22 protein-coding genes are annotated in these 25116 nt (G+C 70.8%); 10 read left to right on the top strand and 12 right to left on the bottom strand.

Annotation, left to right across the window (positions count from 1 at the left end; translation table 11 throughout):
• The first annotated feature begins 10 nt into the window (after positions 1-10).
• From OHT51_RS12070 to OHT51_RS12060, 3 genes are read left to right on the top strand one after another with little or no spacing between them, the layout of a single operon-like run.
• Positions 11-1612: an ABC transporter permease gene (locus OHT51_RS12070; RefSeq protein WP_328884304.1), complete on the top strand. Its 1602-nt coding sequence runs from the start codon at positions 11-13 to the stop codon at positions 1610-1612.
• Positions 1613-2632 (top strand): ABC transporter ATP-binding protein, encoded by a 1020-nt coding sequence (locus tag OHT51_RS12065; protein WP_328878926.1) that lies wholly within the window; start codon positions 1613-1615, stop codon positions 2630-2632. It begins immediately after the preceding gene.
• Positions 2633-2657: 25 nt separating this feature from the next.
• Positions 2658-3455, top strand: a complete 798-nt coding sequence (locus tag OHT51_RS12060) for a maleylpyruvate isomerase family mycothiol-dependent enzyme (protein WP_328878925.1) — start codon at positions 2658-2660, stop codon at positions 3453-3455.
• A 62-nt stretch (positions 3456-3517) separates the two neighbouring features.
• On the opposite strand, the gene OHT51_RS12055 is transcribed toward OHT51_RS12060, so the two are convergent.
• The 7 genes from OHT51_RS12055 to OHT51_RS12025 form a co-directional block, all read right to left on the bottom strand.
• Positions 3518-4171: an LAETG motif-containing sortase-dependent surface protein gene (locus OHT51_RS12055; protein WP_328878924.1), complete on the bottom strand. Its 654-nt coding sequence runs from the start codon at positions 4169-4171 to the stop codon at positions 3518-3520.
• 179 nt (positions 4172-4350) lie between these two features.
• Positions 4351-5475 carry an LOG family protein gene (locus OHT51_RS12050; RefSeq protein ID WP_328878923.1) on the bottom strand — a complete coding sequence of 375 codons (1125 nt, stop codon included), beginning with the start codon at positions 5473-5475 and terminating at the stop codon, positions 4351-4353.
• A gap of 37 nt (positions 5476-5512) precedes the next feature.
• A complete protein-coding gene (locus tag OHT51_RS12045; protein WP_328878922.1) occupies positions 5513-5932 on the bottom strand; it encodes a VOC family protein in 420 nt (139 codons plus the stop codon).
• A 108-nt stretch (positions 5933-6040) separates the two neighbouring features.
• The gene (locus tag OHT51_RS12040) at positions 6041-7471 is read right to left on the bottom strand and encodes a hypothetical protein (RefSeq protein WP_328878921.1); all 1431 of its coding nucleotides are present in this window, start codon (positions 7469-7471) and stop codon (positions 6041-6043) included.
• Positions 7453-8193: an ABC transporter ATP-binding protein gene (locus OHT51_RS12035; RefSeq protein ID WP_328878920.1), complete on the bottom strand. Its 741-nt coding sequence runs from the start codon at positions 8191-8193 to the stop codon at positions 7453-7455. The genes OHT51_RS12040 and OHT51_RS12035 overlap by 19 nt, the downstream gene beginning before the upstream one ends.
• A gap of 184 nt (positions 8194-8377) precedes the next feature.
• On the bottom strand, positions 8378-9751 hold the full coding sequence (locus OHT51_RS12030) for an aspartate aminotransferase family protein (RefSeq protein WP_328878919.1): 1374 nt from the start codon (positions 9749-9751) through the stop codon (positions 8378-8380).
• Between the two features lie 19 nt (positions 9752-9770).
• Positions 9771-10286: an Lrp/AsnC family transcriptional regulator gene (locus OHT51_RS12025; RefSeq protein WP_328878918.1), complete on the bottom strand. Its 516-nt coding sequence runs from the start codon at positions 10284-10286 to the stop codon at positions 9771-9773.
• A 169-nt stretch (positions 10287-10455) separates the two neighbouring features.
• Between OHT51_RS12025 and OHT51_RS12020 the strand changes: the two genes are divergently transcribed.
• Complete coding sequence (locus OHT51_RS12020) at positions 10456-11895, top strand: gamma-aminobutyraldehyde dehydrogenase (RefSeq protein WP_328878917.1); 1440 nt, start codon at positions 10456-10458, stop codon at positions 11893-11895.
• A gap of 183 nt (positions 11896-12078) precedes the next feature.
• A complete protein-coding gene (locus OHT51_RS12015; RefSeq protein ID WP_328878916.1) occupies positions 12079-13269 on the top strand; it encodes a polyamine ABC transporter substrate-binding protein in 1191 nt (396 codons plus the stop codon).
• 24 nt (positions 13270-13293) lie between these two features.
• On the opposite strand, the gene OHT51_RS12010 is transcribed toward OHT51_RS12015, so the two are convergent.
• Positions 13294-14643: a diacylglycerol/lipid kinase family protein gene (locus tag OHT51_RS12010; protein WP_328878915.1), complete on the bottom strand. Its 1350-nt coding sequence runs from the start codon at positions 14641-14643 to the stop codon at positions 13294-13296.
• Between the two features lie 126 nt (positions 14644-14769).
• Between OHT51_RS12010 and OHT51_RS12005 the strand changes: the two genes are divergently transcribed.
• Positions 14770-15309, top strand: a complete 540-nt coding sequence (locus OHT51_RS12005) for a hypothetical protein (protein WP_328878914.1) — start codon at positions 14770-14772, stop codon at positions 15307-15309.
• Here OHT51_RS12005 and OHT51_RS12000 read toward each other — a convergent pair.
• On the bottom strand, positions 15299-16462 hold the full coding sequence (locus tag OHT51_RS12000) for a serine hydrolase domain-containing protein (protein ID WP_328884303.1): 1164 nt from the start codon (positions 16460-16462) through the stop codon (positions 15299-15301). The genes OHT51_RS12005 and OHT51_RS12000 overlap by 11 nt on opposite strands.
• A gap of 277 nt (positions 16463-16739) precedes the next feature.
• Between OHT51_RS12000 and OHT51_RS11995 the strand changes: the two genes are divergently transcribed.
• A complete protein-coding gene (locus OHT51_RS11995) occupies positions 16740-18443 on the top strand; it encodes a sigma-70 family RNA polymerase sigma factor (RefSeq protein WP_328878913.1) in 1704 nt (567 codons plus the stop codon).
• Here the strand turns inward: OHT51_RS11995 and OHT51_RS11990 are convergent.
• Both OHT51_RS11990 and OHT51_RS11985 read right to left on the bottom strand, forming a co-directional pair.
• Entirely contained in the window at positions 18425-19144 is a 720-nt protein-coding gene (locus OHT51_RS11990; protein ID WP_328878912.1) for a glycerophosphodiester phosphodiesterase, read from the bottom strand. The two genes, OHT51_RS11995 and OHT51_RS11990, sit on opposite strands and share 19 nt — an antisense overlap.
• Positions 19145-19209: 65 nt before the next feature.
• Positions 19210-20271: an adenosine deaminase gene (locus OHT51_RS11985; protein ID WP_328878911.1), complete on the bottom strand. Its 1062-nt coding sequence runs from the start codon at positions 20269-20271 to the stop codon at positions 19210-19212.
• A gap of 722 nt (positions 20272-20993) precedes the next feature.
• Here OHT51_RS11985 and OHT51_RS11980 point away from each other — a divergent pair.
• Entirely contained in the window at positions 20994-21239 is a 246-nt protein-coding gene (locus tag OHT51_RS11980) for a DUF4190 domain-containing protein (protein WP_328878910.1), read from the top strand.
• 154 nt (positions 21240-21393) lie between these two features.
• Here OHT51_RS11980 and OHT51_RS11975 read toward each other — a convergent pair whose 3' ends face one another.
• Entirely contained in the window at positions 21394-21966 is a 573-nt protein-coding gene (locus tag OHT51_RS11975) for an NADAR family protein (RefSeq protein WP_328878909.1), read from the bottom strand.
• Positions 21967-22187: 221 nt separating this feature from the next.
• Here OHT51_RS11975 and OHT51_RS11970 point away from each other — a divergent pair, with 221 nt between their 5' ends.
• Complete coding sequence (locus OHT51_RS11970; protein ID WP_328878908.1) at positions 22188-23723, top strand: gamma-aminobutyraldehyde dehydrogenase; 1536 nt, start codon at positions 22188-22190, stop codon at positions 23721-23723.
• Positions 23724-23865: 142 nt separating this feature from the next.
• Positions 23866-25113 (top strand): ABC transporter substrate-binding protein, encoded by a 1248-nt coding sequence (locus OHT51_RS11965; RefSeq protein ID WP_328878907.1) that lies wholly within the window; start codon positions 23866-23868, stop codon positions 25111-25113.
• Positions 25114-25116: the final 3 nt, after the last annotated feature.

Genomic DNA, 25116 nt, shown 5'->3' with positions numbered 1-25116 from the left:
GCTCGGCCTCATCGCCGTGCCCGTCGCGTTCTTCGCGGTCTTCTTCGCCCTTCCCGTCGCCGCGATCGTCGCGCGCGGCCTGAAGGTCGACGGGGTCTGGCGGTTCGGGCGTCTCCTGGACGTGCTCGGGCAGTCCGACATCCGGCACGTCCTGTGGTTCACCACCTGGCAGGCGCTCGCCTCCACCGCGCTGACCCTGCTGATCGCGCTGCCGGGCGCCTACGTCTTCGCCCGTTTCGACTTCCCCGGCAAACAGATCCTGCGGGCCGTGGTGACCGTCCCCTTCGTGCTGCCGACCGTCGTCGTGGGTACGGCGTTCCTCGCGCTCGTCGGCCGCGGCGGACTCCTGGACGAGCTGTGGGGCGTACGGCTCGACACCACCGTGTGGGCCATCCTGCTCGCGCATGTCTTCTTCAACTACGCCGTCGTCGTACGGACGGTCGGCGGGCTCTGGTCGCAGCTCGACCCGCGGCAGGAGGAGGCCGCGCGGATGCTGGGCGCGTCACGCCTCACCGCCTGGCGGACCGTCACCCTCCCGGCCCTGGGCCCCGCCGTGGCCGCCGCCGCGCTGATGGTCTTCCTGTTCACCTTCACCTCCTTCGGTGTGGTGCAGATCCTCGGCGGCCCGACGTTCTCGACGCTCGAAGTCGAGATCTACCGGCAGACGTCCGAGATCTTCGACCTGTCCACGGCCGCCGTTCTGACGATCGTCCAGTTCCTCGCCGTCGGCGCGGTCCTCGCCGTGCACGCCTGGACGGTACGGCGACGGGAGAGCGCCCTGCGCCTGGTGGACGCGTCGGTGACAGCGCGGCGGCCGCGCGGCGCCGGGCAGTGGTCGCTGCTGGCCGGTGTCCTGGTCGTCGTCGCCGTACTCCTGGTGCTGCCGCTGGCCGTGCTGGTGCAGCGGTCGCTGGACGTGCCCGACTTCGGCTACTACCGGGCGCTGACCAGTGCCGACGGCGGGGTCTTCCTCGTCCCGCCCATCGAGGCGATCGGCAATTCCCTGCAGTACGCCGTCGTCGCCACCTTCATCGCCGTGCTGATCGGCGGTCTGGCCGCGGCCGCGCTGACCCGGCGGGACGCGGGCCGGTTCGTGCGCGGTTTCGACGCGCTGCTGATGCTGCCGCTCGGGGTGTCCGCGGTGACGGTGGGGTTCGGGTTCCTGATCGCACTGGACGAGCCGCCGCTGGACCTCAGAAGTACGTGGATCCTCGTCCCGCTCGCCCAGGCGCTGGTCGGCGTGCCGTTCGTCGTACGGACCATGCTGCCCGTGCTGCGCGCCGTGGACCAGCGGCTGCGCGAGGCGGCTTCGGTGCTGGGGGCGTCGCCGTGGCGGGTCTGGCGTGAGGTGGACCTGCCGATGGTACGGCGGGCGCTGCTGATCGCGGCCGGGTTCGCCTTCGCGGTGTCGCTGGGCGAGTTCGGGGCGACCGTGTTCGTCGCGCGGCCTGACAACCCGACCCTGCCGGTGGCCGTGGCGAAGCTCCTCGGGCGGGCCGGCGATCTCAACTACGGCCAGGCTATGGCCCTTTCGACGATTCTGATGATCGTGTGCGCGGTGGCGCTGCTGGTGCTGGAGCGGCTGCGCACCGACCGGACGGGGGAGTTCTAGATGCTGCTGAGCCTTGCGGACGCGACGGTCCGGTTCGACGGGCGGGCCGTGCTGGACGGGGTCGGCCTCGACGTCGCCGAGCACGAGATCGTGTGCGTGCTGGGGCCGAGCGGCAGCGGCAAGTCGACGCTGCTGCGGGTGGTGGCCGGGCTCCAGCCACTGGACCAGGGCCGGGTGTTGCTCGACGGGCGGGACCAGGCGGGGGTGCCCGCGCACAAGCGGGGCGTCGGCCTGATGTTCCAGGACCATCAGCTCTTCCCGCAGCGGGACGTCGGCGGCAACGTGGCGTTCGGGGCACGGATGCACGGCTCCTCGAACTCCGAACAGGCCGATCGGGTAAGGGAGTTGCTCGACCTGGTCGGACTGCCGGGCGCCGCCCGCCGTGCCGTCGCCTCCCTGTCCGGCGGTGAGCAGCAGCGCGTGGCGCTGGCCCGTGCGCTCGCGCCCCGGCCGCGGTTGCTGATGCTGGACGAGCCGCTGGGCCAGCTCGACCGCTCGCTGCGGGAGCGGCTCGTGGTCGAACTGCGGGAACTGTTCGGCCGGTTGGGCACCACGGTGCTGGCCGTGACGCATGACCAGGGCGAGGCCTTCGCGCTCGCCGACCGGGTCGTGGTGATGCGGGACGGGCGGATCGCCCAGACCGGTACGCCTCTTGAGGTGTGGCAGCGTCCGGTGGACGAGTTCGTGGCCCGCTTCCTCGGCTTCGACAACGTCGTCGAGGGAACGGTCGCCGGAGAGGCCGCGGACACCCCCTGGGGCAAGCTTCCCGTGGGCGAGGACGCCGCACAGGGCACCCGGACGCTGCTCGTACGGCCGGCCGGGGTGCGGCTCGTGTCCCCGGACTCGGGGCTGCGCTGCACGGTCACGGCGCGCACGTTCAGGGGCACGCATGTCGCCGTGCACCTCCAGCCGGAGGGCGCGCCGCGCCTGGAGGCGGCGTGTGCGCTGCGGGAGGCGCCCGAGGTCGGGGACGCCGTCGGCGCGGAGTTCGACGCGGCGGAAATTGTGCTGCTGGGCTGATCACCCCGCACATAGGGTGCGGGGCATGACGTCACTCCCGCATGATCGATACTGCGACGAAATCGCCCATCAGATCGGCCTGTTGAGGGCCGTCGTGACCTCGGGCGCCGACCTGTCGGCCACCGTGCCCACCTGCCCGGACTGGTCGCTGGAGCAGCTCGTGCGGCACACGGGCGGCGCCCTGCGCTGGGTGGAGCTGACCGTGCGGACCCGGGCCGAGGAGGAGATCCCGGAGGAGCAGGTGCCGGGGTTCGCCGGCCCGGAGGGTGAGGGTGACGCCGCCGCGCTCGACGCCTGGCTCGCGCAGACCGGCGAGATGATCGTCGGCACGCTGCGGGAGGCCGGTCCCGACGCCAAGGTGTGGGGCTGGGCCGGCGTACTGAACGCCGGATTCTGGGCCAGGCGTGTGACCCACGAGATCACGATCCACCGCGCGGACGCGACCCTCGCCGCCGGCCTGCCCTACGAGGTCGCGCCCGACATCGCCGCCGACGCGATCGACGAGTGGCTGGAGATCGTCGAATGGGCGCAGCGGACCCTGCCGGACGATCCGGCGCGGGAGCTGCGCCGGCCCGGGAGCAGCATCCATCTGCACGCCACGGACAGCACCCCCGAGCTGAACGCCGAATGGTTCATCGAACTCGACCACGACGTCGTCGCCTGGTGGCGCGGCCACGAGAAGGCGACCGTCGCGCTCCGCGGCCCGCTCACCGCCGTACTGCTCGCCTTCTACCGTCGACTGCCGCTGGACAGCCCGGAGTTGGAGGTCCTCGGCGAGCGGGAGCTGCTGGAGTTCTGGCTGGAGCGGGCGACGTTCGGCTGACAGGCGTGTGGCCCGCCCCCGGGGAAGGGGACGGGCCACAGCGGTGTCGCTCTGCGGGCGCGTCAGCGGTCGCTGCTCGCCCCGCGGCGCCGCAGTCCGAAGAAGACCGCGCCGCCACCGATGGCCACCAGGCCGACCGCGATGCCGGCGATCAGGCCGGTGTTGGAGTTCGCACCGGTCTCGGCGAGGTTGGAGTCATCGGTCGCCGGGGACGGGGCGCTGCCCGTGTCCGCGGGAGCGGTGCTCTCGCTCTCCGGGGGCGTCGGAGCGGGGGTCTCCTCGGCCGGGGTCGAGGCGGAGTCCGACGGGGTCGGAGTGTCCGACGGAGCCGCCGGCTCCTCCTCTTCCTTCTTGCAGGCCGTCGACGGGGTCGTGAGGTTCGGCTTGATGTCCTCGTCGACGTAGCCCGCGGCCTTGACGTGGACGCGGTACTCGGCGTCCGGCTTCCAGTTCTCGGCGAAGGTGATGGTGACACCCTCGCGGGAGCCCTTGACCACCTGCTCGCCGACCTTCTTCAGGTCGGCGCCGTTGTTCTGCAGGTAGACGCTGATGGTCGCGGGGATGCCGCTGGGGTCCACGTCGGTGACCGTGATGACGCCCTTGTCGCCGTCGCACTTGGCTTCGGCGGAGAATTCACTGATGTTGCAGGCGAGGGCGTTGCCCGCGAGGCCGAGCGCGAGGGCGGCGGAGGCGGACGCAACACCAAGAGCGCGCACGGAGCGCGCAACAGTACGGCGGTTTATGGACACGTTTGTCCTTACGAGTTGCACCACTGAGGGGGGTTGAACGAGGCGGCGATGGGACACATCACCGTCCCCAGGAGTCTCACAGGTTTATAAGCGTGGCATAAGCAGTGTCAACGCATATGCCCTCCGCACGCGTTGGCTTTGCCCTCTTATTGCTCGCTGATGCGTTTCAGCGCCTGCGGAGCCTGCTCGATCCGGTCGACGAGGGCGATACGGGACTCCATCGACCGATCCCGGGCGAGGGCCTGCAACAGCGGCCAGGTCGGCAGCTTCTGAGTCCAGTGGGCCTTGTTCACGAGCACCATGGGGGTGGGCTCGCCGCGCGACTCGTAGTAGTTAGGCGTCGCGTTGTCGAAGATCTCCTGCACGGTGCCGGCGGCGCCCGGCAGGAAGACGACGCCCGCGTTCGAGCGGGCCAGGAGGCCGTCCTCGCGGGTGGCGTTGGCGAAGTACTTCGCGATGTGGGAGGCGAAGGGGTTCGGCGGCTCGTGGCCGTAGAACCAGGTCGGGATGCCGACGGAGCGGCCGCCCTGCGGCCAGCGGCTGCGCACCTCGAAGGCGGCCGTCGCCCACTCGGTGATCGAGGGCGTGAACTGGGGCTCCTTCGCCAGGAGTCGGAGGGCGTCGCCCAGCATCTCGTCGTCGTGCGGGGCGGCGTACGCGCCGAGGTTCGCCGCCTCCATCGCGCCCGGGCCGCCGCCGGTGGCGACCGTGAAACCGGCGCGGGCCAGTTCCCGGCCGAGCCGCGCGGCCCCCTCGTACGCCTGCGTGCCGCGCCGCATCGCGTGGCCGCCCATGACGCCCACCACCCGGGCGCCGGACAGGAGTTCGTCGAGCGCGTCCGATATGGAGTCGTCGTGGATCGCGCGGAGCATGGAGGCGTGGATGTCGCGGTCGGCCTTGGTCCGCTGGAACCAGGCGTACGCGTGGGCGTCGGGCGTGTTCTCGTAGCCGTCCGCCAGTGACGCGAAGAGATCGTCGGGCGAGTAGACCATGCCCCGGTACGGGTCGAAGGGCAGGTCGGGGACCGGCGGGAAGACCAGGGCGCCGTCCGTGCGGATCTTCGCCGCCGCCTCCTCGCGCATGGGGCAGCCCAGGAAGACGGCGCCCGCCGTGTCCGCGGTGAGCAACTCGCGCGTACGGTCCGTCAGGTCGACGGCCTGGATACGGAATCCGGCGAGGGAGCCGCGCGCCGAGACGGTCGCGTCGAACTCCTCCAGCGTCTCGATCTCACGGTCGTTGTGGTGGGCCGCATGGGCGGGCATCGTCTGCACCCGCCCATGCTAGGCACCGGCCACGGGACGGCGGGGATCAGCCCTCGATGGCCGACGGGTCCATCCACACGACCTCCCAGGTGTGGCCGTCGAGGTCGTCGAAGGCGCGGCCGTACATGAAGCCGTGGTCCTGGGTCTCGCCGGTGACGGAGCCGCCCGCGGCGACCGCCTTCTCGACCAGCTCGTCGACCTTCTCGCGGCTCTCGGAGCTCAGCGCGATCAGCACCTCGCTGGTCTTCGTCGCGTCCGCGATCTGCTTCTTCGTGAACTGGGCGTACTTCTCGTGGGTGTGCACCATCGCGACGATGGTCTCGCTGATCACGACCGAGGCGGTCGTGTCGTCGCTGAACTGCTCGTTGATCGAGTAACCGAGCTCCGTGAAGAACTTCTTCGAGGCGCCGAGGTCGTTCACGGGCAGGTTCAGGAAGATCATCTGCTGGTAGGCGGGGGCGGTCATCGTGGTCTCTCCCTCAGGTGGCTGCTGCTGTCGCTGCTGTTCGGTGGGATAGACCGGGGGTCCGAGCGGAAGTCATCGCCGCGCGGAGATTTTTTTCGTACGAGTTTTTCAGCGGGCCAGGGGCGCCGCGGCCAGTTCGGCCACGACCAGGGTGAGCGGGCAGAAGAAGACCAGCAGCGCGCCTGCGCGCAGGGCTGCCGCGCTGCGGAGCATCGCCGTGGGGGCGCCGAGGCGGAGCAGTGCGGCCGTTGTCTCCGCGCGGGCCTGCTTGGCCTCCACGGCGGCCGTGAGGAGGGTGGCCACGGCACAGCCGGTGACGACGGTGGCGCCGACGGCGGTGAGGGGGCCGATGGCGTCCCTGGCCACGGGGGCGGACAGGGGCGCCATGGCGTACGCCGCGGAGGCCACGGCGCAGACGACGCCGAGGGGGCGCCCGATGCGGGCGGCTTCGGCCATCAGGACACGACCCGCGAGGAGGCGTACCGCGCCCGGGCGTACGGCCTGCAGGACGCGGCCGCAGAGGTGGGTGAGGCCGGGGGCCGCCAGGGCCAGCCCGAGGGCCGTCAGGAGCCAGCCGACCAGGACTGCCGCGGGGCCGGTGGGGAGGGCGGCGGGAAGCGTGAGGGGGGTGGGGGTGGCGGTGCGGCCCGCGTAGGCCTCCACGGCGATGCCCGCGGCGAGGACCGCGACGCCCCAGGGCAGGCCGGCGGGGGGCTTGGCGGGAGCCGGCAGGTGGGTCAGGTGGTCCAGTGCCGGGCCGGCGTCGTCAGCCGCGGGGTCGGCCGCGGGGTCCGGCGCGGGTGGGGTGCCGTCGGACTCCGGGGCGGGCGCCACTTCAGCGGTACGACTGTCCGCGGACGGCGCGGCCACGCCCTCGCCGTCCTCCGCGGCGCCGGGCGCGGCCGTGCGGCCCCGCCTCAGACGGGCCCCGAACCTGCCGTACGCACCGAAGGTCTCCCGGGCCATCGACCTGCCGTACCCCCCGATGCCGCTGTACGCCCGCCTCGCGCCTCGTGCCCCGGTGGGTCCGGGCTCCTTCGGGCGCAGCACCAGTGCCACCGCCGTCGACGCGACGGCCGGCGTCAGGGACAGCAGCGTCAGGGCGGCCGGCAGGGGGAGGGGGGCGTTCGCTGCCAGGAACTGCGCTGCGGCGCCGTCGAAGGGCATGCCGGTCAGGTCGCCCCGGAGGTGGAGGAAGACGAGCAGGGCGAGCATCGAGCCGAGGGCGCAGGACAGGGCCGTGGTGGTGGCCGAGACCAGCATCAGACGGGCCGGGCCCAGTCCGATCGCCGAGAGGCCGGAGCGGGGCTTGGTGCCGGGGTCCGTGCGCGCCACCGCGACCGCGAAGTGGATCGTCGCGGCCAGCGGGGGCACGCACCAGGCAAGGCGGAGGACCGCCGCGGACGTGTCGGTGTGGGACATGGCGTAGCCCAGGACGCACAGCAGCAGGAAGCCCGTGCCGGCCGACGCCGCCGCCAGGAGCAGACGGCGCAGCTGTACGGCGGGCTGGGCGCTGCGGCTCAGACGGAGAGCGAGCACGCGGCCCGGCCTTCCGTCGCGGTGACCGGGGGCAGGTGCACCGTGTTCACGCGCCGTCCGTCGAGCAGGGCGAGGGTGCGGTCGGCGAACGCCGCGTTCTCCGCGTCGTGGGTGGCCAGCACGACCGTGATGCCGTGCGAGCGGGCCGCTGTCGTCAGGGTGCGCAGGACGTGCGCGCGGTCGGCGCGGTGCAGCGGGGCCGTCGGCTCGTCGGCGAACAGGACCGTGGGGGAGGGGGCCAGGGCACGGGCGATGCAGACGCGCTGGCGTTCGGCCTGGACGAGCTGGTGCGGGCGCTTGCGGGCCGCCTCGCCGACGTCCAGGCGGTTCAGCCACTCCAGCGCGGTCGTCTTGGCGCGGCGGCGGCTGGTGCCGCGCAGCATCAGGGGGAGCGCGGCGTTCTCCCAGACGTTCAGCTCGGGGACGAGTGACGGGGCCGGGTCGATCCAGGTGAAGCGGTCCCGGCGGAGCCGTTCGCGCGCCATCGGCGTCATGGTGTGCACCGGCACGCTGTTGAACCAGACCTCGCCGCTGCGGGCGGGGGACAGGCCGGACAGACACTGCAGGAGAGCCGTCTTGCCGCTGCCGCGGGGACCGGTGACGGCGAGGATCTCCCCCTCACGCACACCCAGCGAGACCCCGCCGAGCGCGGGGGAGCCGTCGCCGTGCGTGAAGTGCAGCGCGCGTGCCCAGAGCACGTCGTTGTCCGGCGGAGCCTCCATGGGCGTACACCTCGTCAGATCCGTAGTTCCCGGGCCGTTCCCCCGTGCGGGGGAACGAAGACAGGGCCGATCGGTTACCAGGCACGCTAAGGATCCGGGGGCGCAACGACGGACAGCACGCGGCGGGGGTGCACCCTTCTCACTCCTACGGGTGCACCCCCGCCGTCGAACGAACCACGTGCGGTTAGAGCTTGGTCCACGCCTCCGTCAGCGTCGCGCGCAGGATCTGCTCGATCTCATCGAACGTCTCCTGGTTGGAGATCAGCGGCGGCGCGAGCTGGACGACCGGGTCGCCGCGGTCGTCGGCACGGCAGTACAGACCGTTGTCGAACAGGGCCTTGGAGAGGAATCCGTACAGAACCCTCTCGGTCTCCTCCTCGTTGAACGACTCCTTTGTCGCCTTGTCCTTGACGAGCTCGATGCCGTAGAAGAAGCCGTTGCCGCGGACGTCGCCGACGATCGGAAGGTCGTACAGCTTCTCCAGCGTCGCGCGGAACGCGGCCTCGTTGTCGAGGACGTGCTGGTTGAGGTTCTCGCGCTCGAACAGGTCGAGGTTGGCGATGCCCACCGCGGCCGACACCGGGTGGCCGCCGAAGGTGTAGCCGTGCAGGAAGGTGTTGTCGCCCTTGTAGAACGGCTCGGCCAGGCGGTCGGAGATGATGCAGGCGCCGATCGGGGAGTAGCCCGAGGTCATGCCCTTGGCGCAGGTGATCATGTCCGGGACGTAACCGAACTTGTCGCAGGCGAACATCGTGCCGAGGCGGCCGAAGGCGCAGATGACCTCGTCCGACACCAGCAGGACGTCGTACTGGTCGCAGATCTCGCGCACCCGCTGGAAGTAGCCGGGCGGGGGCGGGAAGCAGCCGCCCGCGTTCTGGACGGGCTCCAGGAAGACCGCGGCGACGGTCTCCGGGCCCTCGAAGAGGATCTGCTGCTCGATCTGGTCGGCGGCCCAGCGGCCGAAGGCCTCCGGGTCGTCACCGAAGATCGGGGCGCGGTAGATGTTGGTGTTCGGCACCTTGTGCGCGCCGGGGACCAGCGGCTCGAAGGGGGCCTTCAGGGCCGGCAGACCCGTGATGGACAGGGCGCCCTGCGGGGTGCCGTGGTACGCGACCGCGCGCGAGATGACCTTGTGCTTGGTGGGCTTGCCGGTCAGCTTGAAGTACTGCTTGGCCAGCTTCCAGGCGGTCTCCACCGCCTCGCCGCCGCCGGTGGTGAAGAAGACCTTGTTGAGATCGCCCGGCGCGTGGTCCGCGATGCGCTCGGCCAGCTCCACGGCCTTCGGGTGGGCGTAGGACCAGATCGGGAAGAACGCCAGCTCCTGCGCCTGCTTGAAGGCGGTCTCGGCAAGCTCGACGCGACCGTGCCCGGCCTGCACCACGAACAGGCCGGCGAGCCCGTCGAGGTAGCGCCTGCCCTTGTCGTCGTAGATGTAGGTGCCCTCGCCCCGGACGATCGTCGGGACGGGGGCCTGCTCGTACGAGGACATACGCGTGAAGTGCATCCACAAGTGGTCGTACGCGGTCCTGCTGAGGTCCTGAGGGCTGTTGGTGCTCACGGTTATCGGGTCCTCACGGTTATCGGGTTCCCCACATGTAGGTCTGCTTCTTGAGCTTGAGGTAGACGAAGCTCTCCGTCGAGCGCACTCCGGGGAGGGCGCGGATACGTCGGTTGATGACGTCCAGGAGGTGGTCGTCGTCCTCGCAGACGATCTCCACCATCAGGTCGAAGGACCCGGCGGTCATCACCACGTACTCGCATTCGGCCATGGCGGTCAGTGCGTCGGCCACGGACTCCACGTCGCCCTCGACGTGCACGCCGACCATCGCCTGCCGGCGGAAACCCACGGTGAGCGGGTCCGTGACAGCGACGATCTGCATGACGCCCTGGTCGAGCAGCTTCTGTACGCGCTGGCGCACGGCCGCCTCGGACAGACCGACGGCCTTGCCGATGGCGGCGTACGGCCGGCGGCCGTCCTCTTGAAGTTGTTCGATGATGGCGAGGGAGACGGCGTCCAGCTGGGGACCGCCGTTCCTGGACTCGCGGGAGTCCCTGTGCTCTGCGCTTCGACTGGCCACGACGTCACTGTGCACGACGTCTCGACAGTTCCGCAAGGCCGAGGCGATGAAATTCGTTGTTTGTGTGACTGAGACCTGCGGATTTCGCAGAAGAGGCGCCCAGTGGGGGTGTTGAAAACGTGGGTCAGCCGATTAGGGTGGGTGTCTCAGAGAATGGACAGCTCTACCTGACAGGAGGCCGGCAGTGAGCACCGAGCTGCGTCGTCTGCGCAACTACATCGACGGTGAGTTCCGGGACGCCGCCGACGGACGGACCACCGAGGTGGTCAACCCCGCGACGGGCGAGGCGTACGCGACCGCGCCGCTGTCCGGGCAGGCGGACGTCGACGCCGCGATGGAGGCCGCCGCGCGTGCCTTCCCCGCGTGGCGTGACGCGACCCCCGCCGAGCGACAGAAGGCCCTGCTGAAGATCGCCGACGCGTTCGAGGAGCGGGCCGAAGAGCTCATCGCGGCCGAGGTGGAGAACACGGGCAAGCCGATCGGACTCACGCGGTCCGAGGAGATCCCGCCGATGGTCGACCAGATCCGCTTCTTCGCGGGCGCGGCGCGGATGCTGGAGGGCCGCTCGGCCGGTGAGTACATGGAGGGCCTGACCTCCATCGTGCGCCGTGAGCCGATCGGCGTCTGCGCGCAGGTCGCGCCCTGGAACTACCCGATGATGATGGCCGTATGGAAGTTCGCGCCGGCCCTCGCGGCGGGCAACACGGTCGTCCTGAAGCCGTCGGACACCACCCCGGCGTCGACCGTCCTGATCGCCGAGATCATCGGGGGCATCCTGCCCAAGGGTGTCTTCAACGTCATCACCGGCGACCGTGACACCGGGCGGCTGATGGTCGAGCACCCGACTCCGGCGATGGCCTCCATCACCGGTTCGGTACGGGCCGGCATGTCGGTCGCCGAGTCCGCGTCCAAGGACCTCAAGCGGGTCCACCTGGAGCTGGGCGGCAAGGCCCCGGTCGTCGTGTTCGCCGACACCGACATCGCCAAGGCCGTGGAGGACATCTCCGTCGCGGGCTTCTTCAACGCCGGGCAGGACTGTACGGCCGCCACGCGCGTCCTCGTCCACGAGGCCATCCACGACGAGTTCGTGCAGGCGCTCGCGAAGGCCGCCGCCGACACCAAGACCGGGCAGCCGGACGACGAGGACGTGCTGTTCGGCCCGCTCAACAACCCGAACCAGCTCAAGCAGGTCTCCGGGTTCATCGAGCGGCTGCCCGCCCACGCCAAGGTCGAGGCCGGCGGTCACCAGGTCGGTGACAAGGGGTACTTCTACGCGCCGACCGTGGTGTCCGGGCTGAAGCAGGACGACGAGATCGTCCAGCAGGAGGTCTTCGGCCCCGTCATCACCGTGCAGTCCTTCTCGGACGAGGCGCAGGCCGTCGAGTGGGCCAACGGCGTCGAGTACGCGCTCGCGTCGTCCGTGTGGACCAAGGACCACGGGCGGGCGATGCGGATGTCCAAGGCGCTGGACTTCGGGTGCGTGTGGATCAACACGCACATTCCGCTGGTTGCGGAGATGCCGCACGGCGGGTTCAAGAAGTCCGGGTACGGCAAGGACCTGTCGGCGTACGGGTTCGACGACTACACGCGGATCAAGCACGTGATGACGTCCCTGGACGCGTGACGCTGCGCTAGGCGCCGCGGGGGTCGTGGCCGTCTCACGGCTGCGGGTTCGATGTGGCCGGTCGCGCAGTTCCCCGCGCCCCTTCGCGGCGTCGCAGCCCCGGACGGAGTGAGTACCGTTCGGGGCTGCTGCTCGACATGGCGTCGATTGATCGGCCGCGGTCAGCAGCGGCATGCTGCGGCAATGGCCCTCCCCTCGATGAACTCCCCGCTGTCCCGCCGGACTTTGCTGCGCACCCTCGGTGCGGGCGCTGCGCTCGGTGGGCTCGCCGGCTGCGGTGTGCGGCCCGCCTATGTGTCGCCCGGCGACCGGGCCGCCACCGATGTCTCCGCGACCGACAAGCGGCTCACCTGGGCGAACTGGCCGCTGTACATCGACACGGACGACGAGGACGCGAGGCGCAGGCCCACCCTGGAGGCGTTCGAGAAGAGCGCAGGGATCTCCGTCGACTACGTCGAGGAGATCAACGACAACGACGAGTTCTTCGGCAAGATCAGCCCCTCCCTGATGAACCATCAGGGCACGGGCCGCGATCTCGTCGTCATCAGCGACTGGATGTGCGCCCGGTTCGTACGTCTGGGCTGGGTGCAGGAGATGGACCGGGCGCGCCAGCCGAACGTGACGAAGTACCTGGACCCGCTGCTGCGTTCACCGGCGTTCGACCCCGGACGGAAGTACACCGTGCCGTGGCAGTCCGGCATCACCGGCATCGCGTACAACCGCCGTCGGCTGGGCCGCGACATACACAGTGTCTCCGAGCTGTGGGCGAGCGACCTGAAGGGCCGGGTGACCCTGCTCTCCGGTCTGGACGAGGCCTTCGCGCTGCTCATGCAGGGCAACGGCGTCGACATCACCCGGTGGACCGCGGACGACTTCCACACCGTCTGCGACCAGGTCGACAAGCAGGTCCGCAAGGGCCAGATCCGCCGCTTCACCGGCAACGACTACATCAAGGACCTGTCGAGCGGCGACGTCCTGGCCTGCCAGGCCTACTCGGGCGACGTCATCCAGCTCCAGGCCGACGACCCCGACATCCGCTTCGTCGTCCCGGAGGAGGGCGCCGAGCTCTGGTCGGAGTCCCTGATGGTCCCCAACCTGGCCCGCCACAAAGCCAACGCCGAGCGGCTGATCGACTACTACTACGACCCTGAGGTCGCCGCCGACCTTGCCGCATGGGTCAACTACGTCTGCCCCGTCCCGGCCGCCCAGGACGTCCTCGCCTCCGCCAAGGACCAGGAGACGGCGGCGCTGGCCGAGGATCCGCTGATCTTCCCGGACGCGGCCATGCGTCGGCGTCTCGCGATCGCTCGGGACATCACGTCGGAGGAGCGGGTGGGGTTCGCGAAGCGGTGGAACGCGATCGCGGGGTTGTAGGCGGCCCTACGGCCCCTGTTCCCCCTACCAGTGACCCTGCCGGTGCACCGCCGTGCGCCCCACCGTCGCCGCCAGTTTGCGCAGTCGGCGCCAGTCCAGGCGTGGGCCGCGCTGGGGGACGCCGGGGCGTTTGCGGGGGACGCGGACGCGTAGGGCGCCCGGAGTGATGCGGCAGTGGACCGGGGCCGGCAGGACAAGGGCCTCGCCGTCGATGCCGGCCTCGATCTCCTCACGGTCGGCCTCGATGACCACCTCGGTTGCGGTGAGGATGCTGAGGCCGGGCGGCGCGGGGTCGAGGAGCAGTGCGGCGGCCTCGGCCGCGCTGTCCACCCTGATGCCGAGGACGCCGAGAACGGCGGCGTCGAGGCGGTCGCGGCGGCCGAGTCCGAAGGGATCGTCCGTGCGGTAGGGGTTGTTGCTGACCAGCACGGCATGCGGGGCGTGGAGGGTCGTGCCCCCCGCCCGGACGGTCAGCAGCGGGCCCTGCTGGCGGGTGAGCAGATCGGGCAGCAGCTCCAGGCTGGTGCCGATCTTGTCGTCGCGGTACCCGGGGCTCTGCACGATGGCCGCGTACGCGCCGAAGGAGGCGTTGTTGACGAAGGGCCGGCCGCTTGCGAAGCCGAGGTCGACGCGCAGCTCCACGCCGTCGACGAGCGCGTCGAGGCAGGCGGCGGGATCCTCGCGGTCGAGGCCCAGGTCCATGGCGAAGTGGTTGCGGGTCCCGGCGCTGATCACCAGGAACGGGATGTCGTACGCGGCGGCGATGGCCGCGACCAGTGCCTGGGTGCCGTCCCCGCCTGCCACACCGAGCAGATCCGCGCCGTCCGAAACGGCCTTGCGGGCCAGGGCGGTGACGTCCTGATGCTCATCGGGGTCGAGGAGGACGACCTCGGCGCCGAGCCGTTCCGCCTTCTCCTTGAGCGCGAAGCGCTCCACCTTCCCGCCGCCCGAGCGGGGGTTCATGATCAGGATCGCCCGCCGCGGTGGCGCCGCCTTGCGCCCCCGCATCACCCGCACCCGTGAGCTCCCCGTGCCCCGCAGCGCGTACCGGCCGCTCCACACGGCCACCGTCCACAGCGCCACGGACGCCAGCAGCGACCAGAATAGGGTGGCGGCGAACAACGTGATCACGGCGGCCGGTACGGCCAGGGCCACCACGCCCGCCAGCCAGCGCAGAGGTCCGCGCAGCGTCAGCGTCCACCACACGGCGACGGCGCCGATCCCCAGGCCCGCCACACCGGCCACCAGGAGCAGCACTCCGCCGACCCCGCCGTAGGCGAGCGGCACGAGCACTGCGAGCCCCGCTGCGGCCAGTGAAGCCCGTGCCGCCCAACGTTGCCCCCGGTAAGCCCGTTCGCTCAGGTCCAGGCCCATGCGTCCTCCCTCGTCGGCGGACATCGTAGGGCCGGCCCGGTGCGGGCCGCATGGCGGCCCGTCGGTTCGGGCGCCGCGACGGAGCCCGGCTTTGAACGTGTTCAACTCCAGGCGTACGCTGCGCCCATGAGCGACAGAGCCGCCCTGCTCAAGGGCATCCGCGTCTGGCTGGCCCTCTTCGTCGTCTGCCTGGTGCTCAGCGGCGCCACCGCCTTCCCCCTCGTCCACGAACTGCGCTGGACCGAGGACCTGTTGCGCGCCCTGTCCGTGCCGGAGCACCTCCCCGGCCTCATGGACTGGATCGAGCGCGTCCGGCGTGGTCTCGACACCGCCGACGCCGACTACCCCTTCCTGCTCTACGGCACGGACTGGCTCGCCTTCGCCCATCTCGTCATCGCGGTCGCCTTCTACGGCCCCTACCGCGACCCGGGCCGCAACATCTGGGTCGTCGAGTTCGGGATGATCGCCTGCGCGGGCATCATTCCGCTCGCCCTGATCTGCGGGCCGATCCGCGGCATCCCCTTGTGGTGGTCGGTGATCGACATGTCGTTCGGCGTCTTCGGGATCATCCCGCTGTACGTCGTGCGGAAGAGGATCAAGCGGCTGGAGGCGCTGACGACACCGTCAGCACCTCCGGCCGCCGCCGCCGCCGTCGTCAGCGGTTGAACGCCGGGAAGGCGAAGCGCTGGACTATGGACAGGCCGTCGCCCTTCGCATCGGTCGAGTTGACGGAGTAGACGACCGTCCGGGACAGATTGCGGGTGGCCGCGACGACGGTGTGATAGCCGGGGCGGGAACCCGTCTTGCCCCAGATCTCCTTGCCGTTCAGCTCGAAACGCTCCAGCGAGGCACCCATGGTGGCTCCCTCGATGTCCGGGACCGCGAACATCTCCTTCAGCTGCGGCTCGGGCACGACCCGACCGCGGAACAGGGCGAACAACAGCCGTTCCAGGTCCGCCGTCGTCGAGATCATGTCGCCGGCCGCGAACCGGTCGGACATATTCCACTCGGTCACGTCGACCAGCTTGCCGTCGATCCAGTCGTAGCCGCGGTTGTGCGGTCCGTGGACGCGGGGGTCCGGGCCGTCGGGGAAGGACGTGTGCCGCATACCGAGCGGGCGGAAGATCCGTACGGACGCTTGGTGGGCGTACGAGTCGCCGGTGACCTTCTCGATCAGCATGCCCAGCACCGTGTAGTGGATGTTGCCGTACCGCTGGTACTCGCCGGGCGCGTGATAGGGGTCGGGGCCCTTGGCGACCGACGTGGCCACCACCTCCTCGGGGGTCAGCGTCTCGAAGCGGTGCTCGTAACCGTCGTCGACGCCCTCGCCGAGGGACGCCCCCGGCTGCAGGCCGCTGGTGAAGTTCAGCAACTGCCGTACGGTGATGGGCGCGAAGTCCTCGGTGAGCAGGCCGGGCAGATACTGCTGGACCGTCCCGTCGAGGGAGATCCGGCCCTCGGCGGCGAGTTGCAGCACGATCGCCGAGGTCACGATCTTCGTCGTCGAACCGGCGCGGAAGCGGGCGTTCTCCAGCGCCGGCGCCCCGGTTCCCATGTCCCGCACGCCGGCCGCCCCGTGCCAGCTCCCCTTGCCGCCTACGCGGATCAGCGCGGCCGTGGCGTCCTTGTCGGGCAGCCCCGCGAGCGCGGCGCACAGGGCCTTGACGTCGGGGCCGCTCTTCGGGGCCGTCTCGATCGCGTGCGCGGAACAGGACGAGGACGGCGCGGGCCGCGCGGAGGCCGTCCCGGCGAGCGGCAGTGCGGCCAGGGTCAGGGCGAGCGCTGAGGTGAGGAGTACGGGAAGCGGGCGTACGGGCATCTGCTGCTCCTGGAGTCGGGTCGGTGGGATGTCCGTGATCATCGTCGGGCCGTACGGTCCCGCGGCGGATCGTCGGTGAGGAGGGGCTGCGACCCTGGGGGAGCCCGGAGCAAATGCCGTGCAGAGCAAGGGAGTTGTGGGGGATCGCCCCTACGGGGGCGCCGGTCGGCGAAAAAGTGTTATCGCCGACCCCTTCACCGCGTCTCCACTGGCGGAATGTGATCTGCGATATAGCCGACAGTGCTGGTCAGGCTGAGAAGGTGCGTACGGGCAGCGCATGACCCGGGAGAGGACGTACGTGGACGAGGGAGCCGGCAGGCAGTGGCGCTCCACCATCGCGGCGGCGCAGGCCGGTGACCGGCAGGCGCTGGACGAACTGGTGGAGGGCTGGCTGCCGCTGGTCTACAACGTCGTCGGACGTGCCCTGAACGGCCATGCCGATGTCGACGACGTCGTCCAGGAGACGATGCTGCGTGCCGTCGACAACCTCGGCTCGCTGCGGGACCCGGACAGCTTCCGCTCCTGGCTCGTCGCGATCGCCATGCGGCAGATCCGGGACCGGGCCCGCCGCAAGCAGTCGGCGCCGCTTGAGGAGTCGGCGGCGCGCGAGGCCACCGACTTCGCCGAACTCACCGTGCTGCGGCTCCAGTTGGAGGGGCAGCGGCGGGAGGTCGCGGAGGCGGTGCGCTGGCTGGACACCGAGGACCGGCAGTTGCTGTCGCTGTGGTGGCTGGAAGTCGCCGGCGAGCTGACCCGGCGCGAACTGGCCGCCGCGGCCGGGATCAGCCGGCAGCACGCCGCGGTGCGCGTCCAGCGGGTGAAGGAGCGGCTGGAGACCGCGCGCGGCATCGTCCGCGCACTCGACGGCGCCTGCCCCGACCTGCGCGAACTGACCGCCCGTTGGAACGGGCGCCCGGACTCCGTCTGGCGCAAGCGGCTGGCCCGGCACATCAGGGGCTGCGGATACTGCGGCGACACCCGCGAGGCCGTCGTACCGGCGGAACGCCTTCTCGTCGGCATCGCGCTCGTCCCGATCCCGGTCGGCCTCACCCTGTCGCTCGCCCTCAGCGGCAAGACGGCGGTCGCGGCAACGGCGACGGCCACGGCGACCTCCGTCGGCTGGTCCGCGAAGGTGATGGCCGCGATCACCCAGCCCGCCGTCGCGGTGACGGCCGGGGTGACACTCGTCGCGGGCGGCGCGTACGTCGTCACCCAGACCCCGGACGCCCCGCCCCGCGCCGCCGCCCCCACCGCGGCGAGCACGGCCCGCCCGCCGGCGACGGCCCCGACCGTGTCACCGACGGCCACGCTCTCACCGTCCCCCTCACCCTCGCCGTCTCCGTCACCATCGCGGAAGGCCGACGTCTACGGCACGGTCGTCGACGCCGTCGACCGGGCCCCGGACCCGAACGCCCGCCCCGCCGCCCTGCCGCACCGCCCCGAGTCCGGTATCACCAGCACCTGGGGCGCGAAGGCCGTCATGCAGCACCGCGGCGAGAAGGTGACGCTCAGCGGGCAGGGCTACATCCTGGTGCGCTGGCAGATCTCCCCGCAGTCACGGTCCGGCGCGCTGGTCATGCCGACCTGGACCGGCCTGAAGGGCAGGCTCTTCCATGTCGCGTCCGGCGGCGGCCGTCGCATGGACGACACCACCGGCCCCGACACCACCGGCATGGGCGGCCCCGCCACCGGCTACACGGTCCTGCCCGACGGCACCCAGCAGATGTGGCAGAACGAGTACTTCTACGTCGACGGATCGGTCACCCTCAACCAGAACGAACGGGGCGCCGACTACGGCGTCATCGTCTTCCCGTCGACCTGGGACGCGGCCGCGAAGGACGTGCGGACCGGCCCCGACCAGGGTGCGATCCGCTACGGCCAGGTCCGCGACAACGGCAAGGACACCGCACCGGTCCCGCAGTACGTCACCCGCGGGACCCCGGCCGATCCGGCGACGGTGCCTCAACGCTCGCGCGTGTAGCGGCCTTCGGCGTCGGACCGGGCTGCGAGCAGGCCGCGGAGGACGTCGACGCGGTTGGTCGTGATCGAGTCGACGCCGAGGTCCAGCAGGTGGCGCATGGAGCGCCGGGTGTCCGGGGTCCAGACGGACAGCAGGTGACCACCGCGGTGGACGCGCTCGGCGAGGGCGCGGTCGACCAGGCCGAAACGGTAGTTGAGCCAGCGCGGGCGCACCGCGTCCAGCAGGGCGGGGCGCGGCGGGGCCAGCGTCGTCCAGGTCAGGGCGATCTCCGCGGCCGGGTCGGCGGCCCGCACGGCGAGCATGGCCGGGGCGCCCGCGCAGTAGTACACGCGGTCCTGCGCCCCGCACTCGCGTACGGCGTCCACGATCCGCCGAGCCGCCCGCACGTCGGGCGTGCCCGGCAGGTCGAGCATCACCCGGCTCCCGTCACACGACGCCAGCGCCTCCGGCAGCGTCGGCACCCCGCCCGCCGTCAGCCCGCGCACCTCGGCCGCAGACAGCGTGAGCAGCGGCCGCTCCTGCTCCCACAGCCGCTTCAGCGTCTCGTCGTGCAGCAGCACCGGCACGCCGTCCTTGGTGAGCCGTACGTCGATCTCCACCGCGTCCGCGCCCCGTTCGAGCGCGGAGCGCAGGGAAGCGAGCGTGTTCTCGCGGACGCGGTAGGGGTCGCCGCGGTGGGCCACGGCGGTCACGTTCTGCATGAGGGCATTCCGGTCGGGGGCGGGGGCCATCGTGGATGAGCCGGGGCGAGGAACGCGCCGCGGGCTCAGGAGGCGAGCCAGTCCGTGGTGTACGTGTCGATCTCGGCCCTGATCCGGGCCTTGCCCGGCTCGTCGAGGAAGGACACGTCCACGGCGTTCTTGGCGAGATCGGCCAGCCCTCGCTCGTCGAGGTCGAGGAGGCGTGCGGCGACCGCGTACTCGTTGTTGAGGTCGGTGCCGAACATGGGCGGGTCGTCGGAGTTGATGGTGACGATGACGCCGGCCTCGGTGAACTGCTTGAGCGGGTGCTCGTCGATCGTGCGCACCGCGCGCGTGGCGATGTTGGAGGTCGGGCACACCTCCAGCGGGATCCGGTGCTCGGCGAGGTGCGCGAGCAGCTTCGGGTCCTGCGCCGAACCGGTGCCGTGCCCGATGCGCTCGGCGCGCAGGTGAGTGAGGGCGTCCCAGACGGTCTCCGGGCCGGTGGTCTCGCCGGCGTGCGGCACGGAGTGCAGACCGGCGGCGATGGCCTGGTCGAAGTACGGCTTGAACTGCGGCCTCGGTACGCCGATCTCGGGTCCGCCGAGCCCGAACGAGACCAGGCCCTCCGGGCGCAGCCGGTCGTCGGTGGCGAGCCGCACGGTCTCCGCGGCGGACTCCAGGCCGGCCTCGCCGGGAATGTCGAAGCACCAGCGCAGCACGGTCCCGAACTCGGCCTCGGCGGCCTTGCGGGCGTCCTCGATCGCCGCCATGAAGCCGCTCTCGTCGATGCCGCGGCGGGTCGAGGAGAACGGGGTGATGGTCAGCTCGGCGTACCGCACCTGCTGGCGGGCCAGTTCGCGGGCCACCTCGTACGTCAGCAGCCGTACGTCCTCAGGGGTGCGGATCAGATCCACGACGGACAGGTACACGTCGATGAAGTGCGCGAAGTCCGTGAACGTGAAGTAGTCGACCAGGGCCTCGGGATCGGTGGGGACCTTGGAGTCGGGGTGGCGGGCGGCGAGTTCCGCGACGATGCGGGGGGAGGCGGAGCCGACGTGGTGGACGTGCAGTTCGGACTTGGGCAGTCCGGCGATGAAGGCGTGCAGATCGCGCGGGACGCGGGCGTCGACGAGGTTGTCGGTCAAGGTTCCTCCCCAGGAACGGCGTCCCCGGCCGGGTGTGTGGTCGGCGGGACGCGGGTGATCGGCTGATCGATGACTCGGGGTCATCGTATGCCGGGGCCGTGCCCGAGATGCCCGGGCCTTAGCATGACGGCACATACGACGGAGGGGGGCCGGGCATGTCGGACGACGCGCGGACGCCGGGGGCGGCGGACGGATCGGGGGGCGCGGCGGCAGGAGGGCCGGCTTCGCCGGGGGCTTCGTCGTCGGGTTCGCCGGAGACGGATCCGAGAACCTCGTTGGAGAAGACGGGAAGGAACGCGTCCTCCGCCGAGCCGGATCCGTGGGCGCCGCCGGTCGCGCCCGGGGGATCCGGGGGCCCCGGCTACACCGTCGCCTCGAACGACCCGCTGACCTGGCCCGCACCATCCGTGCACGATCAGCAGACGGTGACGTCCATGCCGTCCTCCGGCATGCCGACGCCGCCGGGCGGGTCGAGCGCCAACCCCTTCGCGGCGCCGGAACCCACGTCGCCTGTGCCGCCCCTCGCGCCGGCCGGGCCCTTCGCGCCCCCTACGGCGTCCGTTCCCTACGCCGCCCACGGTGCGCCCGTGCCGCCGCCGCCCATCGCGCCCGGTGGGCCGGGGCACGTTGCGTACGGCTATCCCGGGCCTGTCCAGGGTTACCCGCCGCCGGTCATGGGTCCCGGTGCCGGGGGTTATTACGGGTGGCCCGGGGTGCAGCCCATGCCGAGCAATGGGATGGGTACGGCGGGGCTCGTACTCGGGATCATCTCCGCGGCGATCTTCTGCCTGTGGCCGGTCGCCATCGTGATGGGTGCGCTGGCGTTGATCTTCGGGTCGATCGGGCGGGGGAAGGCGCGGCGGGGAGAAGCGACGAATCCTGGGCAGGCGCTGGCGGGGATGATCTGTGGGGCGGCGGGGTTGGTGCTGGGGTTGGGGATGCTGGCGGTGTTGATCTCGACGGTGTAGGGAGCGGGGGGCTCTTCGCCCCCGCCGCCCCTACCCGTCCCGTCCCTGGGTCTGCCGCCCCCAGACCCCCGCTGTCGGCCCTGAACGGGCCTCGTCCTCAAACTCCCCCAGAGGGGGCACCCCCAGACGGGCTGAAGTGCCTGGGCCCGGAATTTCAGAGCCCTGCCGGCCCCTGACCCCGCAACCGCTCCCGCGCCCCCATCAGCGCAAACCCCAGCAAATTAGGCCCCCGCCAACGCTCAGGATCCCCCGCCCCGTCATCGCCCGCCGCCAAGCCGATCCCCCACACCCGATCCACCGGACTGGCCTCCACCAGCACCCGGTCCCCGGTCCCCAGCAAGAACCCCCGCAGCTCCGCATCCGCCGAGAACTTGTGGACCGACCCCTCGACGACGATCCGGAACCGCTCCCGCTCCCACACCGCGTCGTCGAAGCCGCGCACGAGCCGCCCCGCCTTCTTCGCCAGCGAGGGATGCCCGGCCTCCAGCACCCGCCGCTCGGCCTCCGCGTCCCCGAAGAGCCGGGCCTTCTCGGCCATCATCCAGTGCTCGGCGGTCGCGTACGACACGCCGGCCACTGTGAACGGCGACGGCCACCACTGGCTCAGGCAACTCGCACTCACCTGTCCGTCCGGTCGTGGCCGGTGGCCCCAGAAGTGCAGATACTTGACTCTCGTCCCCGCACGGACCTCCCTGATCAGGACGTCCCAAGAATCGATCTTCGCCATGTGGCCGAGTGTGGCACGCACTACCGACAATCCGTCCCGGGTTTTCAAGGCCGACTCGACACCTGGTCGACAGATTCCGTTGCGTAACCAAAAGGCAACAACGGAATCACTTGTTGAGCCCTTCCTGCTCTGTCAGGATCGGCACTCAAATCGAGCCTGAGCCACGCCACCCCACGCCGACCCCACTGCGGTCCCTCCAGGGGGACACGGAGGAGAGCGACATGCACAACCCGGGCACCGCCACCCCGGAACGATTCCCGGCCCAAGACCGCTTCGCGGATGGCGCGCAGTTCATTGCGGGCCGTCTGGTGAAGGGAACGTCGGGTCGTACGCACGCCGTCGTCGACCCGGCCACCGGCGAGGAGGTCTACACGTATGACCTGGCCGGCACCGACGACGTCGACGCCGCCGTGGCCGCCGCGCGCGAGGCGTTCCCCGCCTGGGCGGCAGCCACCCCGGGCGAGCGCTCGGACGCACTGCACCGCTTCGCCGCCGTCCTCGCCGAGCGCGCCGAGGACTTCGCACGCGCGGAGTCCCTCCAGTGCGGGAAGCCGCTGAAGCTGACCCGTGAGTTCGACGTGCCGGGCACGATCGACAACACCTCCTTCTTCGCGGGGGCCGCCCGCCACCTCGCCGGCCAGTCCGCGGGGGAGTACTCCGGCGACCACACTTCCTATGTACGCCGCGAACCCATCGGCGTCGTCGGCTCCATCGCCCCCTGGAACTACCCCCTCCAGATGGCCGCCTGGAAGGTCCTCCCGGCGATCGCCGCGGGCAACACCATCGTGCTCAAGCCGGCCGAGCTCACCCCTCTCACCTCGCTCCTGTTCGCCCAGGCCGCCACGGACGCCGGCATCCCCGACGGCGTCATCAACATCGTCACCGGGACCGGCAAGGAGGCCGGCGAGCATCTCGTGGGCCACCCCGACGTGGCCATGACCTCGTTCACCGGCTCCACCGCCGTGGGCAGGCGCGTCGCCGAGATCGCCACGGCCACGGTGAAGCGGATCCACCTGGAGCTGGGCGGCAAGGCGCCCTTCGTCGTCTTCGACGACGCCGACGTGGAGGCCGCCGCCAACGGCGCCGTCGCGGGCTCGCTCATCAACACCGGGCAGGACTGCACGGCCGCCACGCGCGTGTACGTGCAGAGGCCGCTCTATGAGGAGTTCGTCTCGCGCACCGCCGCCCTCATGGAGAGCGTCCGCCTCGGCGACCCCTTCAGCCCCGGCACCGATCTCGGGCCCCTCATCTCACACGTCCAGCGCGACCGTGTCGCCGGGTTCGTCGAGCGTGCGCGTGCCTACGCGCGTGTGGTCACCGGCGGTGAGGTCCCGCAGGGCGATCTCAAGAACGGTGCGTACTACCGGCCCACTTTGGTCGCCGACGCCGCCCAGGACAGCGAAATCGTCCAGTCCGAGATCTTCGGGCCGGTCCTCGTCGTTCTGCCGTTCGACAGCGACGATGACGGGATCCGGCTCGCCAACGACACCCCGTACGGACTCGCCGCCTCCGCATGGAGCCGCGACGTCTACCGGGCGAACCGCGCCACCCGCGAGATCCAGGCGGGCTGCGTGTGGGTCAACGATCACATCCCGATCATCAGCGAGATGCCGCACGGCGGCTACAAGGCCTCCGGCTTCGGCAAGGACATGTCCGCGTACTCCTTCGAGGAGTACACGCAGATCAAGCACGTCATGTTCGACAACACGGCGGTCGCCAGGAAGGACTGGCATCGCACCGTCTTCGGGGACCGATAGCCGATCGGACCGGACCGTCCTCGGCCTGAGCGGACCTGACCAGGCAGGAAGCCGGACCGGATCAGATCGGCGCGGCCGCCTCGACCCCCTCCCCGCGGCCGGCCTCCCCTCCCTCCCGATCTCCCGAAAGGGCACCACGCGCATGGAGCAGTACGAGCCCGACCGCCTGTCCCCGGCCCAAGTGGCCGCCATGCGGCGCAGCCTGCGCAACGGCCGGGCCGCCATGACCCGCCGTTCCCTGCTGCGCGCCTCCACCGGCGGCGCTCTCGCGGTGGGCGGACTTGGGGCGCTCAGTGCCTGCGGAATCCCCGCGGCCGGCAAGACCGAGGGCGGCACGTCCGCCGAGGACCACTCGGCCAAGGAGAAGCAGGTCAGCTTCTCCAACTGGACCGAGTACATGGACGTCGACGACAGCGGCAAGCACCACCCGACCCTGGAGCAGTTCGCGAAGCGGACCGGCATCAAGGTCAAGTACACCGAGGACATCAACGACAACAACGAGTTCTTCGGGAAGATCAAGCCGCAGCTGGCGGCGGGCCAGGAGACCGGGCGCGACATCGTCGTCCTCACGGACTGGCTCGCCGGCCGCCTGATACGCCTGGGGTGGGTCCAGAAACTGGACCCGTCCAACCTGCCGCACGCCTTCGCCAACCTCTCCCAGCAGTTCCGCAATCCCGACTGGGACCCGGGACGGGCGTACTCGTACCCCTGGCAGGGCATCTCGACCGTCATCGCCTACAACAAGAAGGCGCTCGACGGCGTCGAGGTGAAGACGGTCTCCGACCTGCTCGACAACCCCAAACTCAAGGGCCGCGTCGGCTTCCTCACCGAGATGCGCGACACCATCGGGATGACCCTGCTCGACATGGGCAAGGACCCCGCAAAGTTCACCGACGACGACTACGACGCGGCGATCGCCCGTCTGCAGAAGGCCGTCGACAACAAGCAGATCCGCCGGTTCACCGGCAACGACTACACCTCCGACCTCACCAGCGGAGACTTCGCGGCCTGCCTCGCCTGGGCCGGTGACGTCGTACAGCTCAAGGCCGACAGCCCGGACATCGACTTCCTCATCCCGGACAGCGGCTACATGACGTCCAGCGACAACATGCTGATTCCCAACAAGGCCCGTCACAAGACGAACGCCGAGCGGCTCATCGACTTCTACTACGAGCCGAAGCCCGCCGCCGAGCTCGCCGCCTACATCAACTACGTCTGTCCCGTGGACGGCGTGAAGGAAGAGCTCGCGAAGATCGACGAGGACGCGGCGAACAACCCGCTGATCCTCCCCGACAAGGCCATGCAGGCCCAGTCCCGTGCCTTCCGCTCCCTGAGCTCGAAGGAAGAGACGGCCTACGAAGAGAAGTTCGCGAAGCTCACAGGGGCGTGACCA

It is taken from the genome of Streptomyces sp. NBC_00299, assembly GCF_036173045.1.
In the GTDB taxonomy this organism is placed as follows: domain Bacteria; phylum Actinomycetota; class Actinomycetes; order Streptomycetales; family Streptomycetaceae; genus Streptomyces; species Streptomyces machairae.
Note: the sequence above shows the minus strand (reverse complement) of the source record. Positions and strands in the feature narration are given on the sequence as shown.

What these genes read in the sequence shown, in the direction of transcription:
- OHT51_RS12065 (WP_328878926.1), top strand. Translation starts at nt 1,613, where the DNA reads ATGCTGCTGAGCCTTGCGGACGCGACGGTCCGGTTCGACGGGCGGGCC.
- OHT51_RS12060 (WP_328878925.1), top strand. Translation starts at nt 2,658, where the DNA reads ATGACGTCACTCCCGCATGATCGATACTGCGACGAAATCGCCCATCAG.
- OHT51_RS12045 (WP_328878922.1), bottom strand. Translation starts at nt 5,932, where the DNA reads ATGACCGCCCCCGCCTACCAGCAGATGATCTTCCTGAACCTGCCCGTG.
- OHT51_RS12035 (WP_328878920.1), bottom strand. Translation starts at nt 8,193, where the DNA reads ATGGAGGCTCCGCCGGACAACGACGTGCTCTGGGCACGCGCGCTGCAC.
- OHT51_RS12015 (WP_328878916.1), top strand. Translation starts at nt 12,079, where the DNA reads ATGGCCCTCCCCTCGATGAACTCCCCGCTGTCCCGCCGGACTTTGCTG.
- OHT51_RS12010 (WP_328878915.1), bottom strand. Translation starts at nt 14,643, where the DNA reads ATGGGCCTGGACCTGAGCGAACGGGCTTACCGGGGGCAACGTTGGGCG.
- OHT51_RS12005 (WP_328878914.1), top strand. Translation starts at nt 14,770, where the DNA reads ATGAGCGACAGAGCCGCCCTGCTCAAGGGCATCCGCGTCTGGCTGGCC.
- OHT51_RS12000 (WP_328884303.1), bottom strand. Translation starts at nt 16,462, where the DNA reads ATGCCCGTACGCCCGCTTCCCGTACTCCTCACCTCAGCGCTCGCCCTG.
- OHT51_RS11995 (WP_328878913.1), top strand. Translation starts at nt 16,740, where the DNA reads ATGACCCGGGAGAGGACGTACGTGGACGAGGGAGCCGGCAGGCAGTGG.
- OHT51_RS11990 (WP_328878912.1), bottom strand. Translation starts at nt 19,144, where the DNA reads ATGCAGAACGTGACCGCCGTGGCCCACCGCGGCGACCCCTACCGCGTC.
- OHT51_RS11980 (WP_328878910.1), top strand. Translation starts at nt 20,994, where the DNA reads ATGCCGAGCAATGGGATGGGTACGGCGGGGCTCGTACTCGGGATCATC.
- OHT51_RS11975 (WP_328878909.1), bottom strand. Translation starts at nt 21,966, where the DNA reads ATGGCGAAGATCGATTCTTGGGACGTCCTGATCAGGGAGGTCCGTGCG.
- OHT51_RS11970 (WP_328878908.1), top strand. Translation starts at nt 22,188, where the DNA reads ATGCACAACCCGGGCACCGCCACCCCGGAACGATTCCCGGCCCAAGAC.
- OHT51_RS11965 (WP_328878907.1), top strand. Translation starts at nt 23,866, where the DNA reads ATGGAGCAGTACGAGCCCGACCGCCTGTCCCCGGCCCAAGTGGCCGCC.